The organism is Variovorax sp. WS11, from assembly GCF_010499245.1.
Classification (GTDB): domain Bacteria; phylum Pseudomonadota; class Gammaproteobacteria; order Burkholderiales; family Burkholderiaceae_C; genus Variovorax.
The window spans coordinates 263,913-279,469 of record NZ_JAAGOW010000001.1; the positions used below are offsets into that span (position 1 = coordinate 263,913).

Annotated in this window: 14 protein-coding genes; 2 read left to right on the forward strand and 12 right to left on the reverse strand. The window is 68.5% G+C overall.

The genetic code is table 11. The features are described from left to right. Positions 1–7 precede the first annotated feature (7 nt). Genes GXN78_RS01485 through GXN78_RS01510 form a run of 6 tightly spaced genes read right to left on the reverse strand, consistent with a single transcriptional unit; the run spans position 8 to position 4,994 of the window. A complete protein-coding gene (locus tag GXN78_RS01485; protein ID WP_106554057.1) occupies positions 8–715 on the reverse strand; it encodes an HAD-IA family hydrolase in 708 nt (235 codons plus the stop codon). Beyond that, a complete protein-coding gene (gene rpe / locus GXN78_RS01490) occupies positions 712–1,398 on the reverse strand; it encodes a ribulose-phosphate 3-epimerase (protein ID WP_106554056.1) in 687 nt (228 codons plus the stop codon). The genes GXN78_RS01485 and rpe overlap by 4 nt, the downstream gene beginning before the upstream one ends. 1 nt (position 1,399) lies before the next feature. Beyond that, the gene (locus GXN78_RS01495; RefSeq protein WP_106554055.1) at positions 1,400–2,146 is read right to left on the reverse strand and encodes an HAD-IA family hydrolase; all 747 of its coding nucleotides are present in this window, start codon (positions 2,144–2,146) and stop codon (positions 1,400–1,402) included. Beyond that, positions 2,143–3,057, reverse strand: a complete 915-nt coding sequence (gene cbbX, locus GXN78_RS01500) for a CbbX protein (protein ID WP_106554054.1) — start codon at positions 3,055–3,057, stop codon at positions 2,143–2,145. The genes GXN78_RS01495 and cbbX overlap by 4 nt, the downstream gene beginning before the upstream one ends. A 26-nt stretch (positions 3,058–3,083) precedes the next feature. Beyond that, positions 3,084–3,503, reverse strand: a complete 420-nt coding sequence (locus tag GXN78_RS01505) for a ribulose bisphosphate carboxylase small subunit (protein ID WP_106554053.1) — start codon at positions 3,501–3,503, stop codon at positions 3,084–3,086. A 24-nt stretch (positions 3,504–3,527) separates the two neighbouring features. After that, the gene (locus GXN78_RS01510) at positions 3,528–4,994 is read right to left on the reverse strand and encodes a form I ribulose bisphosphate carboxylase large subunit (protein WP_106554052.1); all 1,467 of its coding nucleotides are present in this window, start codon (positions 4,992–4,994) and stop codon (positions 3,528–3,530) included. Positions 4,995–5,114: 120 nt separating this feature from the next. Between GXN78_RS01510 and GXN78_RS01515 the strand changes: the two genes are divergently transcribed. After that, positions 5,115–6,077, forward strand: coding sequence for a LysR family transcriptional regulator (locus GXN78_RS01515; RefSeq protein WP_106554051.1), 963 nt, complete (start codon positions 5,115–5,117; stop codon positions 6,075–6,077). 32 nt (positions 6,078–6,109) lie between these two features. Here the strand turns inward: GXN78_RS01515 and GXN78_RS01520 are convergent, their stop codons facing one another. Genes GXN78_RS01520 through GXN78_RS01545 form a run of 6 tightly spaced genes read right to left on the reverse strand, consistent with a single transcriptional unit; the run spans position 6,110 to position 13,182 of the window. After that, positions 6,110–8,401: a TonB-dependent receptor gene (locus GXN78_RS01520; protein WP_239142566.1), complete on the reverse strand. Its 2,292-nt coding sequence runs from the start codon at positions 8,399–8,401 to the stop codon at positions 6,110–6,112. A 15-nt stretch (positions 8,402–8,416) separates the two neighbouring features. Next, complete coding sequence (locus tag GXN78_RS01525) at positions 8,417–9,412, reverse strand: tripartite tricarboxylate transporter substrate binding protein (RefSeq protein WP_106554049.1); 996 nt, start codon at positions 9,410–9,412, stop codon at positions 8,417–8,419. After that, positions 9,409–10,239: an ABC transporter permease gene (locus tag GXN78_RS01530; protein ID WP_106554157.1), complete on the reverse strand. Its 831-nt coding sequence runs from the start codon at positions 10,237–10,239 to the stop codon at positions 9,409–9,411. The genes GXN78_RS01525 and GXN78_RS01530 overlap by 4 nt, the downstream gene beginning before the upstream one ends. Positions 10,240–10,292: 53 nt before the next feature. After that, the gene (locus GXN78_RS01535; RefSeq protein ID WP_239142567.1) at positions 10,293–11,471 is read right to left on the reverse strand and encodes a branched-chain amino acid ABC transporter substrate-binding protein; all 1,179 of its coding nucleotides are present in this window, start codon (positions 11,469–11,471) and stop codon (positions 10,293–10,295) included. Beyond that, on the reverse strand, positions 11,468–12,430 hold the full coding sequence (locus GXN78_RS01540) for a PQQ-dependent catabolism-associated beta-propeller protein (protein WP_181360453.1): 963 nt from the start codon (positions 12,428–12,430) through the stop codon (positions 11,468–11,470). The genes GXN78_RS01535 and GXN78_RS01540 overlap by 4 nt, the downstream gene beginning before the upstream one ends. Positions 12,431–12,468: 38 nt before the next feature. After that, positions 12,469–13,182, reverse strand: coding sequence for an ABC transporter ATP-binding protein (locus tag GXN78_RS01545; protein WP_106554047.1), 714 nt, complete (start codon positions 13,180–13,182; stop codon positions 12,469–12,471). A 506-nt stretch (positions 13,183–13,688) separates the two neighbouring features. On the opposite strand from GXN78_RS01545, the gene GXN78_RS01550 reads away from it, so the two are divergent. Further along, positions 13,689–15,518 carry a methanol/ethanol family PQQ-dependent dehydrogenase gene (locus GXN78_RS01550; protein WP_106554046.1) on the forward strand — a complete coding sequence of 610 codons (1,830 nt, stop codon included), beginning with the start codon at positions 13,689–13,691 and terminating at the stop codon, positions 15,516–15,518. Positions 15,519–15,557: the final 39 nt, after the last annotated feature.

The window sequence follows — 15,557 nt, forward strand, 5'->3', positions numbered from 1 at the left end:
CCTGGTTCTAGTCGTTCGTCATTGCCTCGCTGCGCGGGGCGCGCGAGGCGAGTGCGGTCAGCAGCAGCTGCTGCGGCGTCGCCAGGCGCCACGCCGGCGCTGCTGCCGCCGCGGCCGCGCACTCGCCGTAGCCCCATGCCACCAGCGCGGCCGGACAGCCGGCCGCCCGCGCGGCGAGCACGTCGGCCGGCCCGTCGCCGACCATCAGCAGCCGCTCCGGCGCCACGCCCAGGCGGTGTGCCGCGGCCCGCAGCAGGAAAGGTGCCGGCTTGCGCTGGGCGGCGGCGTCGGCGCCGTGGACGGCGCTCAGAAACGGCAGCAGCCCCGCCGCATCCAGCACGGCGCGTGCCAGGGGCGTCGGCTTGTTGGTGACCACCACCAGCGGCAGCCTCCGAGCCAGGCCGGCGACCAGCTCGGCGATGCCGTGGAAGACTCTGCCCGATTGCAATGGGGCGGCCAGCGTGGCGGCATCGAAGGCCTTGCGCAGCCGGGCGCGCGCTGCCTCGTCGGCGTCCAGGCCGTGCCCGCACAAGGCACAAGCGATCAGCGCGTCGGGGCCATCGCCGATCCACGCGCGCACGGTGTCCAGGTCGAAGTGCTCCAGCCCCGCCTCTTCGAGCGCGGCATTCAAGGCATGGCGGATGTCCGGCGCGCTGTCCACCAGCGTGCCGTCGAGGTCGAAGGCGATGGCGTCGATCTCGCTCAGATCCTTCATCGCGCGCACCCCGCCAGCGCCCGCGTTCGAATGGCATCGATGGCCTCGCGATAGCGGCCACCGGCGAACACCGCCGAGCCGGCCACCAGCGTGTCGGCGCCCGCGGCGCCGATGCGCTGGGCGTTGTCGGGCTTCACGCCGCCATCCACCTCGAGCCAGATCTCCCGCCCGCCGGCGTCGATGCGGCGGCGCACGGCCTCGATCTTCGGCAGCACGCTCTCGATGAAGCTCTGCCCGCCGAAGCCGGGGTTGACCGACATCAGCAACACCAGGTCGAGCTGGTCCAGCACATGGTCGAGCACCTGCAGCGGCGTCGCCGGGTTCAGCACCAGCCCGGCCTTGCAGCCGCTGGCACGGATCAGCCGGATCGTGCGGTCCACATGCTCGCTGGCCTCGGGGTGAAAGGAAATGATCGAGGCGCCGGCCTCGGCGAACATCGGGATCAGCGCGTCGACCGGCTTGACCATCAGGTGCACGTCGATGGGCACCGTGGCGTAGGGCTTGATGGCCTGGCACACCAGCGGACCCACGGTCAGATTCGGGACATAGTGGTTGTCCATCACGTCGAAATGGATCAGGTCGGCACCGGCTTCGACGACCGCCCTCACCTCCTCGCCCAGGCGCGCGAAATCCGCCGACAGCAGGCTGGGCGCGATGCGCATCGTGCTTGCTTCCTTGTGCATCTCATTGGCCTCGGTAAAGCGCCTGCACCGCGTTCGGCGGCGCCACCGCGGTGGCCCGGCGCGTGAGTTCCTCGACGCCGAGCCCACCCAGGCTGGGCAGCACCAGTCCCGCGCCGCTGAAATCGCCGCCGTCTGTCCAGAAGGTGGGCGTGACCAGCGTCCACAGGCCGGCGCCGAGCGCCGAGCGCAAGCCGTTGGGCGAGTCCTCGACGGCGATCGCCCGCTCGGGCGGCACGCCCATGGTGTCGAGCGCGAGCCGGTAGATGTCGGGTGCCGGCTTCTTGGCGCGCACCTGGTCGCCGCAGGCGATCACGTCGAACAGCGACAGGCCGCGCACGCCCAGCGTTGCCTGGAGCAAGGCATCGATGTTGACGGCGGTCGTGGTGCTGGCGATCGCCAGGCGCAGGCCGGCGCGCTGGGCCTCGTCCAGAAGACGCGCAACGCCGGGGCGCAGTTCGATGTCGCCGCGGCGCGCAATCTCGGTGTAGTGCCGCGTCTTCGCGGCGTGCAGCTGCGGCACCCGCTCGTGCAGTCGCTTCTTCTCGGAGGTGCTCAGTTCCAGCGCGTCGATGTAGGCCCCGAGCCGCTCCTTGCCGCCGGTGACCGCGAGCAGGGCCCGGTACTGGGAGCGCTCCCAGCGCCAGTCCAGGCCATGCTGCTCGAAGGCCAGGTTGAAGGCCCGGCGATGCAGCTCCTCGGTGTCGGCCAGCGTGCCGTCGACGTCGAAGACGAGTGCTTCAATGCTCATGGGTGGGCTCCCTCTGCCGCCACGGCCTCCAGCCGCGGCTCGAAAACGCGGCTCGCCAGGATGTCCTGCGCCTGCAGCGTGCACAGCTGCTCGCGCGTCAGGGCCTGGTCGCTGCCGAACAGCCGCGTGGCATGGCGCAGCCGGATGCGGTCCAGCGCGTTGCGCACCGACCGCGCGTTGGCGAAATGCGGCTGCCGCCGGCGCAGGCTCACGTAGCGCGCAAAGGTGGATGCCGCGCCCTCGTCGAAGCTGTAGTTCAGGCGCACCAGCATCAGCTGCGCGATCTGCATCAGCTCGGCCTCGCTGTAGTCCGGAAAGTCGATGTGATGCGCGATGCGCGAGGCCATGCCCGGATTGCTGCCGAAGAAGGTCTCCATGCGGTCCTTGTAGCCCGCCAGAATCACCACCAGGTCGTCGCGCTGGTTCTCCATCACCTGCAGCAGGATCTCGATCGATTCCTGGCCGTAGTCGCGCTCGTTCTCCGGCCGGTACAGGTAGTAGGCCTCGTCGATGAACAGCACGCCGCCCATCGCCTTCTTGATCACTTCCCGCGTCTTGGGCGCCGTGTGGCCGATGAACTGGCCCACCAGGTCGTCGCGCGTCACCGCCACCAGGTGGCCCTTGCGGACGTAGCCCAGCTGCTTGAGCACCTCCGCCATGCGCATCGCCACCGTGGTCTTGCCGGTGCCGGGATTGCCGGTGAAGGACATGTGCAGCGAAGGCGGCTGCGACTGCAGGCCCTGCGCCTGGCGCAGCCGGTCGATCAGCAGCAGCGCCGCGATGTCGCGGATGCGGCTCTTGACCGGCGCCAGCCCGATCAGCTCGGCATCGAGCTGATCGAGCAGGGCCTTCACGCCCGAGGACTCGAAGAGCTGCCTCGGCGCCTCGGCGGTGGACTGGGCGGTATCCATGCATGTGCCTCGCGTCTGGCCCGGGCTCAGTAGCGCGCGCCTTCGGGGCGTGCCTGCACGGCGTAGCTCTCGATGCTGTAGCGGATCGTGCGGCCCGCCTCCTCGGTGCGGACCAGGCGGAAGCCCGGCTCGTCGGCCGGCCGGTTGACGATGAAGGACATCACCACCGACTCGGTGCCGTGGGTCGAGTCGAAGGCCGTGACGCGGATGTACTGCTGCGCGAAGGTCTTGCGGCAGGCCGCCAGCTCGAGCATGACGCCGGCCGCATCCTGGATGTCGAACATCGGGTTGCCGAACATCTCCCAGAAGGTGTTGCGCGGGTGCGGGTCGTCCGTGTATTCGATGCCGATCGCCCAGCCCTTGCCGAGGCAATATTCGACCTGGCGCCGGATCTGCTCGTCGCTCAGGTCGGGCAGGAAGGAGAAGGTGCCTTGTGTGATTCGCATGTCTGTCTCTCCGCGTGGACGGGTTCAGGCCACCGACGGCGTCGGCACATAGTCGGACGTGTCGGTGGAGGCGTAGTTGAAGGTGATCTCGCCCCAGGTGTCGAGCGCCGCCGCCAGCGGCTTGCACCACCGGGCCGCGTCGCGCAGGATCTGCGGCCCTTCGTTGGCGATGTCGCGGCCTTCGTTGCGCGCCAGCACCATGGCCTCCAGCGCCACGCGGTTGGCCGTCGCGCCGGCCTGGATGCCCTGGGGATGCCCGATGGTGCCGCCGCCGAACTGCAGCACCACGTCGTCGCCGAACAGGTCCAGCAGCTGGTGCATCTGGCCGGCGTGGATGCCGCCGGAGGCCACCGGCATCACCTTGCGCAGCGCGCCCCAGTCCTGGTCGAAGTAGATGCCGCGCGGCAGGTCGACCTCGGTGTGCGTGTCGCGGCAGATGTTGTAGTAGCCCTGCACCGTCATCGGGTCGCCTTCGAGCTTGCCGACCGCGGTGCCCGCGTGGATGTGGTCCACGCCGGCCATGCGCATCCACTTGGCGATCACACGGAAGCTCACGCCGTGGTTCTTCTGCCGCGTGTAGGTGCCGTGGCCGGCACGATGCAGGTGCAGGATCATGTCGTTCTGGCGGCACCAGTTGCTCATCGACTGGATCGCCGTGTAGCCGATCACCAGGTCCACCATCACGATCACCGAGCCGAGCTCCTTGGCGAACTGCGCCCGGCGGTACATCTCCTCCATCGTGCCGGCCGTGACGTTCAGGTAGCTGCCCTTGACCTCGCCCGTGGCCGCGCTCGCCTTGTTCACCGCGTCCATCACGAACAGGAAGCGGTCACGCCAGTGCATGAAGGGCTGCGAGTTGATGTTCTCGTCGTCCTTCATGAAGTCCAGGCCGCCGCGCAGGCCCTCGTAGACCACCCGCCCGTAGTTGCGTCCGGACAGGCCCAGCTTCGGCTTGGTCGTGGCGCCGAGCAGGGGGCGGCCGAACTTGTCGAGCCGCTCGCGCTCCACCACGATGCCGGTCGGCGGCCCGGCGAAGGTCTTGACGTAGGCCACCGGGAACTTCATGTCCTCCAGCCGCGCCGCCCGCAGAGGCTTGAAGCTGAAGACGTTGCCGATGATGGACGCCGTCACGTTGGTGATCGAGCCCTCTTCGAAGAGCGACAGGTCGTACGCCACGTAGCAGAAGTACTGTCCGGGGTTGTTGGGCACCGGCTCCACCTTGTAGGCCTTGGCGCGGTACATGTCGCAGGCGGTGAGCCGGTCGGTCCACACCACGGTCCAGGTCGCGGTGGACGATTCGCCGGCCACCGCCGCGGCGGCCTCGATCGCGTCCACGCCTTCCTGCGGCGTGATGCGGAACAGCGCCAGGATGTCGGTGTCCTTGGGCTGGTAGTCGCCGTCCCAATAGCCCATCTGCGCGTACTTCAGCACACCGGCCGAATAGCGCTTCTTGGCGTCGGTGATCTGCATTGCCTCGTTCATGTTGCCCATGGGGTTCGCCTCTCGGAAGGAATGGATTCGTGTGGCCGGTGAGGAGAATGTAGGCCGCTCGATCGATTAGGAAAAATTAAATCTTTTGACATTGACATTACGCAAATCTAATATCACGAGATGCCTCTTTCCAAACACGCGAGCTTTCGACAACTCGCCACCTTCCACGCGGTGGCCCGGCTCGGCAGCGTGTCGCTGGCGGCCGACGAGATGCATCTCACGCAGCCCGCGGTCTCCATCCAGATCGGCACGCTCGAGGAATCGGCCGGCACGCCGCTCTTGCAGCGCACCGGCCGCGGCATCCGGCTGACCGAAGCGGGCGAGCTGCTGGCCGGCTATGCGGGGCGCATCCTCGACCTGTGGCGCGAGGCCGGCGAAGAGATGGCCACGCTGCAAGGCGTCTTCTCCGGCACGCTGCGCGTCGGCGCCATCACCACGGCCGAATACCTGCTGCCGCCGATCCTGGTGAACTTCGCCAAGGAGCATCCGAAGGTGAAGGTCAAGCTGCAGGTCGGCAACCGCGACGAGATCGTCCGCCTGCTCGCAGGGCAGGAGATCGACGTCGCGATCATGGGCCGCCCGCCCGCCGAGCTGAAGACCGATTCGAGCGCCTTCGCCAAGCACCCGATGGCCTTTCTCGCGGCACCGGGCCATGCGCTGATGTCGGCACCCAAGCCCAGCCTCGCCCTCCTGTCGGACACGCGCATGCTGGTGCGCGAGCGCGGCTCGGGCACGCGCACCACCGTCGAGCGCTTCTTCAAGGACAACGGGCTGCCGCTTCGCATCGGCTCCGAGCTGTCGAGCAACGAGGCCATCAAGCAGATGTGCGCCGCGGGCTTCGGCATCGCCTTCCTGTCGATGCACACCTGCGTGCTCGAGATGAACGCGGGCCTGCTCGCCCTGCTGCCCGTGCCGGGCAATCCGATCGTGCGCGACTGGTACGTCATGCACCTCGCATCCCGGCAGCTGCCGCAGGTCGCGCTCGCCTTCGAGGACTATCTGCGCAAGCACGGCCAGGCCCAGATCCAGCAGCAGCTCGGCCCGCTGCCGGCGGCGCGCAAGCGCAGCGCGCGGCGCGCCTGAGCCCGCCGGCCGAGCGGGCAGCGAATCCGCGCTCAGGCCCCGAGCTGCACCCGCATGCCGAGCCAGACCGCGCGCGGCGCGCCCGGGGCCACGAACTGCTCGTTGCGCCAGGCGTCAGGCGGCAACACCGCGCCGCTGGCGTCGAAGCCGTTGCGGCCGAGCTGGCCGGCGCTGGCGTAGCGGCGGTTGAACACGTTCGCCACCTTGGCGAAGAGCTCGACGCGGCGGTTCATCTTCCAGCTCGTCGTCAGATCGAGCAGCGCATAGCCGCCGAGGTGGCCGCTGCCGTTGAAGTCGAGGCCATCGGGCACGTGGGCGCCGTTCTCGTCGCCGCGCACGGTCTGCCGGGAATAGGCCCGGTACTGGGCGCCCAGGGTCCAGGCCGATGTGACCCGCCAGTCGACGTTGAACTTGAGCTGGTGCGCCGGCAGGCCCGGCAGCCGGTCGCCGCGCCGCACCGCGATCTCGCCTTCGCCGGTGCAGGCGGGGCCGGTTTCGGCGCTGCTGTTCGACTCGGACACCAGGCATGCCGGCGAGTCGTAGCGCGCTCGCAGGTAGCTGTACGACAGCGACCAGTCCAGCTCCTTCGTCTGCTGCCCCACGCCGAGCTCCACGCCCTGGCGCAAGGTGCGCCCGAAGTTGCTGAAGTAGCCGCGCGACAGCCCGCTGCTGACGAACAGCAGGTCGTCCTTGTTCACCGTGCGGAACACCGAGGCGTTCCATCGCAGTCCGGGATCGAAAGTACCCCGCAGCCCGGCCTCGAAGGTCTGCGACACCACTTGCTTCAGCGGCGGATCGGACTGCAGCGCGTTGGGCAGCACGCAGGGGTTCAGGGGATCGGAGCAGCCCAGCTCGATCGGGCTGGGCGCGCGATTGCCCTGGCTCCAGCCGCCGTAGGCCGTGAGCCGCGGCGTGACCTGCCAGGTGAGGCCGGCGGCCGGATTGAACTTGCGGTAGCGGCCCTCGCCGTCGAGCGTCGTGGAAAGGCCGAGCAAGGCGCGCCCCTCGTCGCGGGTCGTCACGCGGGTGTCGTTGTAGCGCCCCGAAAGGGTCAGCTGCAGGTCGGGCCTGAGCGTCACCAGGTCGTGGAAGTAGATGCTGGCCGTGCGGCTCTTGCCCGCCAGCAGCGCATCGACTTCGGCGGCCTCCTGCGGCACCACCGCACGGGTGGGGTCGAGGAAGCCCTCGGCCTCGGTCTGCGTGAAGCGCGTGCGCGCCCGGTCGACGGAAGCGCCGAAGGTGAAGCGATGAATCCCCGCGGTGAAGCTCGACTGCAGCGCCAGGCCTTCGCCCTGCTGCCGGGTCTTCGTGCGGTTCTCCACGCCCGCATTCCCGTTTTCCGCCGGGTCGAAGTCGTCGTTGAGGTCGCCGTTGAGCGTCGAATAGCGCGAGCGCCGCGTGTACGCCGTCATCGAGATCGTCTGCTGGTCGCTCACCTGGTAGCTGGCATTGAGCGTCAGCATCGACATCCGGTTGGTGGTGCGGTCCGGCCGCGTGTAGACCTGCTCGCGGTTCTGCAGCAGCATCGACTCAGGCAGCAGTCCGTTGCCCACCAGCTTGTTGTCGCCATGGGTGAAGCTCAGGTCCCAGGAGAGCTTGCCGCGGTCTTGCCCCACCTTGGCGAAGAGCTGGCGCACGCGCGACGGCGAGTGGTCGCGCCAGCCGTCCTCGTTGAGGCCGCCGAGCGCCAGGAACAGATGCCCGTCTTCGCCCAGCTTGCGGCCGTGCGTGAGCTCGGTGCTCACCCGGCCGAAGGAGCCGGCCTGCAGTTCGAGCTCGGTGCCCGGATGCGTGTCGCCGCGCTTGGTCTGCAGCGACAGCGCGCCGCCGAGCGTGTTGAGGCCGAACAAGGGATTGGAGCCCGGCAGCAGCGTGATGTTGGCGATCGCCGCCTTGGGGATCAGGTCCCAGTTCACCACGTCGCCGAAGGGCTCGTTGATGCGCACGCCGTCCTGGTACACCGACAGGCCCTGCGGCGTCCCGAGCAAGGGGCTGGCAGTGAAGCCGCGGTAGTTCACGTCGAGCTGGTAGGGATTGCCCTGGATCTCGTTGACGCTGACGCTCGGCAACCGGGTGGCCATGAAATCCGGCAGGTTCAGGCTCTGCGCGCGGCGAAACTGCGCGTCGTCCGCGGTCTGCACGTTCGACGGCATCTGGTCCTTGGGCACCTCGGTGCCCGGCACCGGCATGGCCCCGACCACCTCCACGGTCGCCAATGTGGCTGCCGGCGCAGCCTGCTCCTGCGCTTGCGCCGGACAGGCCGCGGCAGCGACGGCCAGCCCGATCAGGCGGTGCTTCGTTGTTGTCTTCTTCGATAGTCTCACTCGCATGGCTCCTTTTCAGCTGCCGGTACGGCCGAGGCCAAGCTTGTCCACCATGGCGCGCTCCTGCGCGAAGATCTCGCGGCAGGCCTGCGCGTAGGCATCGGGTCCGAGGTAGTCGACCTCCTGGTCGTACTTGGCCAGCTCGGCCCCGAAGCGCGGGTCGAACATGGCCTTCTTGAACGCGTCGTGCAGCACGGTCACCACCGCCTTCGGCAGGCCGCGCGGCCCGGCCAGCCCGTAGGGCGACTTGGCCACGATGTCGAAGCCGAGCTCGCGCAGCACCGGCACCTGCGGCCAGCGCCTGGAGCGCTCCCCGGCGAAACTCGCCAGCAGCCGCAGCGTGCCCGCATCGACCGCCGGACCGAAGCCGGTGGAGTTGACGCCCGCCATCACCTGCCCGGAGGCGATCGCGTTCAACTGCTCGGCCGTGCCCTTGTACGGCACGTGCACGTAGCGCAGGCCGCGGGCGGTGAACAGATCCTCGAGCACCATGTGCGGCGTGGTGCCGATGCCGTTGGTGGCGATGGTCAGCTCGCCCGGATGCGCGCGGGCGAATGCGAACAGGTCCTCCAGCGAACGCACGCTGCTGCCGGCCGCCACCAGCACGCCGAAGGTGACGCTGGAGACCTGGATGATCGGCGTCGCGTCGCGGATCGGATCCCACAGCACCTTCTGCGTGTGCGGCGCGCGAAACACCGGCTGCGGCATCTGGGCGATGGTGTAGCCGTCGGGCCGCGCCTGCTGCAGCACCGGCATCGCCAGCGTGCCGCCCGCGCCGCCGCGGTTCTCGGTGAGCACCGGCTGACCGAGCGTGACCGAGGCCAGTTCGGCGAGCAGCCGCAGCGACACGTCGGTGGCGCCGCCGGCAGGCCACGGCACCCACAGCGTGACGGCTCGCGAAGGGAAGGGCTCGGTGGATGCCATCGCGCCGCCCAACGGCAGCGCGCCCAGTGTCAAGGCGGCGGCCTGCTGCAGCCAGCGGCGCCGATCGAGGCGAGCGTGTGCGCTCATGCCCCGCCCCCGCGCTTGGTCAAACCGCCGAAGCCGCGCTGCGGGTCGTAGCCCCAGCAGGCCAGCCCGAAGAAGACCACCAGGCAGCCGAGCACAACGTAGGGCGCGAGCCCCGGGTCCTTCCCATAGAGCGCGAAGCGAATCCACTCCACCGCGTAGGTGAAGGGATTGAAGCGCGCCAGCTGGTACACCCACTCGGCCCCCGACTCCTGCAGCTTCCACAGCGGATACAGCGCCGTCGACAGGAAGTACATCGGGAAGATGACGAAGTTCATCGTGCCGGCGAAGTTCTCCAGCTGCTTGATGTGCACCGACAGCAGCAGCCCGAGCGCACCCAGCATGAGCGCACCGGCCGCCAGCGCCGCCAGCGCATGCAGGCCGGCGAGCGACAGCAGCGGCAGCTCGGTGCCGATCAGGGCAGCCACCACCACGAAGGCCAGCGCCTGCAGCACCGAAAGCAGTGCGGTCGCGCACAGCTTGGAGAACAAGAGCCAGGGCCGCGGCAGCGGCGCGGTGAGCAGCAGGCGCATCAGGCCCATCTCGCGGTCATAGACCATCGCGAGCGACGACTGCATGCCGTTGAACAGCAGCACCATGCCGACGAGGCCGGGCACGATGTACACGTCGTAGGGGATGTAGGTGTCGTAGGGCTCGGCGATCGCCACGCCGAAGACGTTGCGAAAGCCCGCGGCGAACACGGCCAGCCACAGCAGCGGGCGCACCAGCGCCGACACCAGCCGCCCGGTCTGCTGCGAGAACTTGTACAGCTCGCGCAGCATGATCGCGCGCATCGCCTGCAGCGCGTGAGCCAGCCCGCGCCGCGCCATCGGCTCGGCGCTCGTGCGCTCCGGCGTGTCGTCCGGCGCCTTGTCCGGGGTTTTCAGCGTGCGCTCGAACATAGTTTCTCCGGTGCATCGGCACCCAGCGTGTCCAGCACATCGCGCGGATGCAGCACGCCTTCGGCCGGTGCCTGCGCGATCACGCCCTGCCCGTCGCTCAGCAGCATGGGCTGGCGCAGCTGACCATCCCAGGCGCGGAAGCTCAGGCCGGTGCCCTTGGAACCGTCCAGCGCGGTCTTCGCCACGGCCTGCGCCCAGGCCGCCGCCGGCCCCTTGGGCGCGGCGATGGCCGCGGCGGTCAGCGTCTTGCCGCCCATCCACGCGGCCCAGTCGAGTGCCGTCATCGGCCGCTTGGCGGCCTTGGCGAAACGCCGCGACACCTGCGGCGCGCCGTAGCGCTCGAACTGCGCGTGCCAGGCCAGCGCCACCAGGCCGCCGTCGCCCACGACCGGGCGCGGCAGCACGGTGCGATAGGGCAGCATGCGGGCGAATTCGCCGTCGCTGTCCACCACCCAGACCGCGTCGTAGCTGCTGCCGGCCGTCAGCAGCAGCGGGTTGGCCAGGTCGCGTTCGCGCGGATCGGCCGACAGCTTGAAGGCCTTGCTGCCCACGACCTGCAGCCCGTAGCGCTTGATCGACGCCTGCGCGGTCGCCGCGCGCGCGGCATCCTGGGGGCTGCCGCCCACCAGCAGCAGGAGCTTGCTCCACTTGCGCGCCACCAGCGTCTGGGCCAAGGCATCGCTGCGCATGCGCTCGCTGGGAACCAGGTGGAACAGGCGGGCGCGGCAATCCTGCTGGCGCAAGCGGTCGGAGGCGTCGCTCACGTTCAGCACCGGCAGCTTCACCGCATCGGCCACCGCCAGCGTCCAGTCGGCAGGCAGGTCGGTCAGCAGGACCGCGGCGCCGCCCTTCTCGGCCGCCACGGCCGCCGCGCGCGCTGCCTCGACGGAAGCGGCCGGCGCGCTGGCCAGCGCCACCTCCGCGCCCGCGGCCTCCAGCTCGAACCTGGCTTCGTCGATGGCCAGCGCGACACCGTCGGCGAGCGGGCCTCCGGGATGCCCGAGGTAGGCGCGCTCGATGCGCGAACGTTCCATGCGGGCATCGTCCGCGGGCGTGATCAGCGTGGCCTTGAGCACCGCCGCGGCCGCCGGCACGGGCGCGGCGAGCAGCGCCGCCAGCCCTGCGAGCGAAAGCCGGAGGAGCGGCGTGCGCTTCCTCATTCCACGATCACGAGCCCATAGGGCACCCGTCCGACCGGCACGCTCTTGATCGCCTTGGCGCCCGCCACGTCGACCACGGTCACGTCGTCGCTCAGCCCGTTGACGACATAGAGCCGCGCCTCTGCCTTGTCCAGCGTGACATTCCAGGCGCGCTTGCCGACCAGCACCAGCGAGGCGACCTTGCGGCTGGCCACGTCGATGAAGGCAACGTGGTTGGCGCGACCCAGCCCGACGAAGGCCCGCTTGCCGTCCTTGGTGATCTGGACGCCCACCGGCGTGATGTCCTCGGCGCGCGCGCCCTTGAGCTGGAACTTCACGGTGTCGATGACCTCGTGCGTGGCGGTCGAGACGATGCTGACACTGGCGCCCAGCTCGTTGGTGATCCACAGCTCCTTGCCGTCGGGGGTGAGCGCCATGCGCCGCGGCCGCTTGCCGACACGGATGTTCTTGGTGAGCTTGCCGCTGGCCGTGTCGATCACGTGCACCAGGCTCGCCACCTCCGAGGTGACGTACAGGGTCTTGCCGTCGGCGCTCACCTTGACGCCTTCCGGCTCCCCGCCCACCTTTACCGAGCGCAGCTTCTTGCCGCTGGCCGCATCGATGAAGCTGGCCTCGCCCGCGTCCTCGTTGGAGACATAGATGACCTTGCCGTCGGGCGACAGGTCGAAGGCCTCGGGCTCGTCGCCCAGCGGAATGCGCCGCACCGACTTGCCGCTGGCGGGGTCGATCAGGTCGGCCTCGTTCGAGTCGGTGCAAGCGACCATCAGCTGGCGCTCGGGCGTCAGCTGGACATGGCGCGCGCGCTTGCAGGTGGGGATCGTGCCCTTCACGGCGAGCGTGCCCAAGTCGATCACCGTCAGGGCGCTGTCCTTCTCGCTGGACACGTAGGCAGCGCCCTGCGCCAGCACGGCCGGGCTCGCGGCCGCCAGCGCCAGCGCCAAAAAGAAAAATCTCGGCATGCATGTCTCCATCTCTTTGTTTTCAGGGGTTTCACGTTTCAGGCGGTACGCGCGATAAAGCCCTCCTCCAGCGTGGCGCCGCCCAGCAGCCGGCTCACCTGCGCGGGCGTGCCGTCCGCGAGCAGTGTTCCTTTGTGGAGCACCAGCACGCGGTCGGCTGCCTCGGCCTCGTCCACCCGGTGCGTCGCCCACAGCACGCACACCCCGCGCTCGCGCACGTCCGCGCGCAAGGCGGCCAGCAGGTCCTGGCGCGACTTGGGATCCAGCCCGACCGTGGCCTCGTCCATCAGCAGGACGGCCGGCCGATGCAGGCCCGCGCGCGCGAGCTCGACCTTGCGCCGGTTGCCGCCGGAGAGTTCGCGCACCTTGCGGTCCAGGTCGGCGTCGATGTTCAGGCGTTCGCAAGCCGATGCGATGCGCTCCTGCGCCAGGCGCCGCGGCAGGCCATGCAGGTCGGCCTGGAACAACAGGTTGCGCCGGATGCTGAGGTCGAGATCGAGCGACATCTGCTGGAACACCACACCGATGTGCCGCAGTGCAGCAGTCGCGGAACGCCGCAGCGAATGGCCGGCCACTTCGACCTCGCCCTCGTCGGCCGCGAACATGCCGGTCAGGACCTGGAACAGCGTCGACTTGCCCGCGCCGTTGGGCCCCAGCAGCGCGACGAACTGACCGACAGGCAGATGCAAGGACAAGGACTGCAGCGCCGTGCGCGCGCCATAGCGCTTGGTTAAGTCGATGGTTCTCAGCATGGCGGCCGAAGGGTGGTTGCGTCGTTTTGTCTCAGTGTGCTTGCCGTTCGCTATGAGTCCGCAAATTCCGTGCCTCTGCCCGTCGAGGGTTTTCACGGTGATCCATCCCTGCAAACGACCCGTGCGAGCGCCTGTGCAGTTCATCGGCGTTGGACGTCTTTCCCGACGCGAGACACTTTGCGTCAAATTTGGATGCGTTCACTGCGAACTGCCGGCGCGAGAACGGGACGCGCGGCACGGCGAGCAGCTCAAACGCTCGGGATTTCCCTAGGTCCGATCGTCATCACGCGACCCGCGCGCGTCCTGTGCACGCGACCGCTTCAAACGGCATCCACCGAGGGAGCCGCGCACCCTCCGCGCGTCGAGGCGGCCCCGGCACGCCGGCGCGCACATGGACACAGGTGGGCATGGATGTTGCGGTCCGCAGCCCTCGCCAAAGCGATCGAAAGATCCGAAAGGCTGCTGCCAAGTGTTCGTTACCCACTGTCGAATGTGAGGAGACATATATGAAATTTTCCAGGCAGATCGTCGGCCGTCTCGCACGGGTCGTCGGTGTCGCGATGCTGGCTCTTCCGGCCTTGGCTTTCGCCAACGCCGATGTAGAGAAAAACACCGCCAACCCGAAGAACTGGGCGATGCAAGCGGGCGACATGTTCAACCAGCGCTACAGCAAGTTGAACCAGATCAACAAGGGCAATGTCGGCAAGATGCAGGTCGCGTGGACCTTCTCCACCGGCGTGCTGCGTGGCCACGAGGGCTCGCCCCTGGTGGTCGACGGCACGATGTACCTGCACTCGCCGTTCCCGAACAAGGTGTTCGCGGTCGACCTCGAGACCCAGAAGATCCTCTGGAAGTACGAGCCGAAGCAGGACCAGTCGGTGATCGCGGTCATGTGCTGCGACACCGTCAACCGCGGCCTCGCGTACGCCGAGGGCAAGGTCTTCCTGCAACAGGCCGACACCAACCTGGTCGCGCTCGACGCCAAGACCGGCAAGGTGGTGTGGACGGTGAAGAACGGCGACCCCAAGGTCGGCGCCACCAACACCAACGCGCCCCATGTCTTCAAGGACAAGGTCGTCACTGGCATCAGCGGCGGCGAGTTCGGCGTGCGCGGCTTCCTGGCGGCCTACAACATCAAGGACGGCTCGCTGGCCTGGAAGGGCTTCAGCACCGGGCCGGACGAAGAGATGCTGATGGACCCCGGCAAGACCATGACCTGGACCGACGGCAAGCTCGCCCCGGTCGGCAAGGACTCTTCGCTGAAGACCTGGAAGGGCGATCAGTGGAAGATCGGCGGCGGCACCACCTGGGGCTGGTACAGCTACGACAAGGCGACCAACGCCGTGTACTACGGCACCGGCAACCCGTCGACCTGGAACCCCTCGCAGCGCCCCGGCGACAACAAGTGGTCGATGAGCATCTGGTCGCGCGACGTGGACACCGGCAAGGTCAACTGGGTCTACCAGATGACGCCCTTCGACGAATGGGACTTCGACGGCATCAATGAAATGATCCTGGCGGACATCAACGTCAAGGGCAAGCCGACCAAGGCGCTGGTGCACTTCGACCGCAACGGCTTCGCCTACACGCTGGACCGGGTGACCGGCGCGCTGCTGGTGGCCGAGAAGTTCGACCCCAAGGTGAACTGGGCCACGCACGTCGACATGAAGACCGGCCGGCCGCAGGTGGTGGCCAAGTACTCCACGGCGCAGAACGGCGCGGACGTCAACACCAAGGGCGTCTGCCCCGCGGCGCTGGGCAGCAAGGACCAGCAACCGGCCTCCTACGACCCCAACACCAAGCTCTTCTACGTGCCGACGAACCACGTCTGCATGGACTACGAGCCGTTCAAGGTCGAGTACACGGCCGGCCAGCCCTACGTGGGCGCCACCCTGTCGATGTATCCCACGCCGGGCAGCCACAGCGGCATGGGCAACTTCATCACCTGGGACGCGGGCACCGGCAAGATCGTGCAGAGCAAGGCGGAGAAGTTCTCGGTGTGGAGCGGCTCGCTCAACACCGCGGGCGGGATCTCCTGCTACGGCACGCTGGAAGGCTACCTGAAGTGCGTCGATGCCAAGGACATCAAGAAAGAGCTCTTCAAGTTCAAGACCCCGTCCGGCATCATCGGCAACGTGTTCACCTATGAGCACAAGGGCAGGCAGTACATCGGCGTGTTCTCCGGCATCGGCGGCTGGGCCGGCATCGGCATGGCAGCGGGCATCGATCCCGAGAAGAGCACCGAGGGCCTGGGCGCCGTCGGCGGCTACAAGGAGCTGAGCCAGTACACCGAGCTCGGCGGATCGCTGACGGTGTTCGCGCTGCCGAGCAAGTGAGCCGCACACTGCGGCATGCGCACCGGGAGAGCACTCGCG

What these genes read in the sequence shown, in the direction of transcription:
- GXN78_RS01525 (WP_106554049.1), bottom strand. Translation starts at nt 9,412, where the DNA reads ATGAGCGCACACGCTCGCCTCGATCGGCGCCGCTGGCTGCAGCAGGCC.
- GXN78_RS01540 (WP_181360453.1), bottom strand. Translation starts at nt 12,430, where the DNA reads ATGCCGAGATTTTTCTTTTTGGCGCTGGCGCTGGCGGCCGCGAGCCCG.
- rpe (WP_106554056.1), bottom strand. Translation starts at nt 1,398, where the DNA reads ATGCACAAGGAAGCAAGCACGATGCGCATCGCGCCCAGCCTGCTGTCG.
- GXN78_RS01550 (WP_106554046.1), top strand. Translation starts at nt 13,689, where the DNA reads ATGAAATTTTCCAGGCAGATCGTCGGCCGTCTCGCACGGGTCGTCGGT.
- GXN78_RS01510 (WP_106554052.1), bottom strand. Translation starts at nt 4,994, where the DNA reads ATGGGCAACATGAACGAGGCAATGCAGATCACCGACGCCAAGAAGCGC.
- GXN78_RS01535 (WP_239142567.1), bottom strand. Translation starts at nt 11,471, where the DNA reads ATGAGGAAGCGCACGCCGCTCCTCCGGCTTTCGCTCGCAGGGCTGGCG.
- GXN78_RS01530 (WP_106554157.1), bottom strand. Translation starts at nt 10,239, where the DNA reads ATGGCGCGGCGCGGGCTGGCTCACGCGCTGCAGGCGATGCGCGCGATC.
- GXN78_RS01485 (WP_106554057.1), bottom strand. Translation starts at nt 715, where the DNA reads ATGAAGGATCTGAGCGAGATCGACGCCATCGCCTTCGACCTCGACGGC.
- GXN78_RS01545 (WP_106554047.1), bottom strand. Translation starts at nt 13,182, where the DNA reads ATGCTGAGAACCATCGACTTAACCAAGCGCTATGGCGCGCGCACGGCG.
- cbbX (WP_106554054.1), bottom strand. Translation starts at nt 3,057, where the DNA reads ATGGATACCGCCCAGTCCACCGCCGAGGCGCCGAGGCAGCTCTTCGAG.
- GXN78_RS01515 (WP_106554051.1), top strand. Translation starts at nt 5,115, where the DNA reads ATGCCTCTTTCCAAACACGCGAGCTTTCGACAACTCGCCACCTTCCAC.
- GXN78_RS01505 (WP_106554053.1), bottom strand. Translation starts at nt 3,503, where the DNA reads ATGCGAATCACACAAGGCACCTTCTCCTTCCTGCCCGACCTGAGCGAC.
- GXN78_RS01495 (WP_106554055.1), bottom strand. Translation starts at nt 2,146, where the DNA reads ATGAGCATTGAAGCACTCGTCTTCGACGTCGACGGCACGCTGGCCGAC.